Genomic DNA, 1,874 nt, shown 5'->3' on the forward strand with positions numbered 1-1,874 from the left:
CGACCCGGTCGTAGAACGCGTCGATCATCCGGCGCAGCGGCTCGTAGCCGCCCGCCCAGGAGAACAGGGTCGGGAGCCCGGGCTCGTCAACGCCCATGGTTGCGCCGTCCGCAGGTCATGCCGGCGACGGTACCGCGGCCGACCCCCACGCACCCGACAGAAATGTCGCCCCGCCACGCCGCCGGGAGCATTTGTGTCAGGTGCGTGGGTCACGGCGCGGCGGCCCGCAGCCTCTCCAGCAGCGGCCCGGCGGCCTGGGCGAGGAACCGCTCCTGGCCGTCGTCGCCGATCTGCACGAGCGCGATGTCGGTGAAGCCGGCCTGCCAGTAGGCGCTCACCGCGTCGACGATCGCATCCAGGTCCGGCCCGCAGGGGATCGAGTCGGCGACGTCCTCGGGCCGCACGAACTGGGTGGCACCGGCGAAGCCGGCGGGGGTCGGCAGGTCGGCGTTGACGCTCCAGCCGCCGCCGAACCACCGGAACTGCTCGTGGGCGCGCGCGACCGCGGCCTCCGGCGAGGGATCCCAGCAGATCGGGATCTGCCCGATCGCCCGGGCCCGCTGACCGATCCGCGGCGCGCCGTCGACGGCGTTCCAGGCCTCGACCAGCGAGGCGTCCGGCTCGACCCCGATCAGGTGCTCGCCCAGCGGCGCGAAGGCCTCGATCGCCCGGTCGCCGGCGACGGCCAGCCCGATCTCGATGCCCTCGTCGGGGACGTCCCAGAGCCGCGCGGAGTCGACCTCGAAGTAGTCGCCCCGATAGTCCACGAGCTCGCCGGTGCGCAGCTCGCGGATGATCTCGACCGCCTCGCGCAGCATCGCCTGCCGGGCCTGCAGCGCGGGCCACCCGTCGCCGACCACGTGCTCGTTGAGGTTCTCGCCGCTGCCCAGGCCGAGGGTGAACCGGCCCTCGGAGAGGATCTGCACGGTGGCGGCCTTCTGGGCGACGACCGCGGGGTGGTAGCGCATCGTCGGGCACGTCACGTAGGTCATCAGCCCGACCCGCGACGTCGCCTGCGCGATGGCGCCGAGCGTGGCCCAGGCGTACGGCGCATGCCCCTGCTCGGTGAGCCACGGCGAGTAGTGGTCGCTCATCACCTCGAAGTCGAACCCGACGTCCTCCGCGGCGGCGGCGTAGCGCACCAGCTCGCGCGGCCCGCTCTGCTCGGTCATCAACGTGTAGCCGAAGCGCGTCATGGCGCACGGGTACCCGTCGGCGGATGGTCGTAACGTCGGTCCCATGAACACTGCGGACGTCTTCGTCGACCTCTTCGAGCGCATCCTCGAGAACGGCATCGCCGCGGTCGAGGGGCTGGACAAGGACCAGCTCGCCCACCGCCCGGCGCCGGACACCAACTCCATCGCCTGGCTGATCTGGCACACCGCGCGCGTGCAGGACGCCCAGATCGCCCACCTCGCCGGCACCGAGCAGGTGTGGCACACGGGCGGCTGGGTGGACCGCTTCGGGCTGCCGATCGACCCGGCCGACCACGGCTACGGCCACTCCAGCGAGCAGGTCGGCAAGGTCCGCGCCACGCGGGACCTGCTGGCCGGCTACCTGCGGGCCACCCACGAGGCGACGGTGGCCTACGTGCGGGGCTTGAGCGACGAGGACCTCGACGAGGTCGTCGACACCCACTGGGACCCGCCGGTCACGCGCGGCGTGCGCCTGGTCAGCATCGTCGACGACGACGCCCAGCACGTCGGTCAGGCGGCCTACCTCCGCGGGCTGCTCCTAGCCCGCTGACCCGGCGGACCGGCTGAGCCGGTAGCGCACGAACGACGGTACGGCGATCGCCGCGGCCACGGTGCCCACGACGACCAGGACGCCGCCCCCCGCGGCCGCCGCGGCGGTGCCGACGGCCGCCGCGCCGG

Annotated in this window: 2 protein-coding genes; one reads left to right on the forward strand and one right to left on the reverse strand. The window is 73.5% G+C overall.

The genetic code is table 11. The features are described from left to right. Positions 1 to 209: 209 nt before the first annotated feature. Complete coding sequence (locus VGD85_RS14570; RefSeq protein ID WP_331064164.1) at positions 210 to 1,196, reverse strand: LLM class F420-dependent oxidoreductase; 987 nt, start codon at positions 1,194 to 1,196, stop codon at positions 210 to 212. A gap of 43 nt (positions 1,197 to 1,239) precedes the next feature. Between VGD85_RS14570 and VGD85_RS14575 the strand changes: the two genes are divergently transcribed. Continuing rightward, a complete protein-coding gene (locus VGD85_RS14575) occupies positions 1,240 to 1,746 on the forward strand; it encodes a mycothiol transferase (protein ID WP_331064165.1) in 507 nt (168 codons plus the stop codon). The last annotated feature ends 128 nt before the right edge of the window (positions 1,747 to 1,874 follow it).

The sequence above is a fragment of the Nocardioides sp. genome (assembly GCF_036401255.1).
GTDB lineage: Bacteria > Actinomycetota > Actinomycetes > Propionibacteriales > Nocardioidaceae > Nocardioides.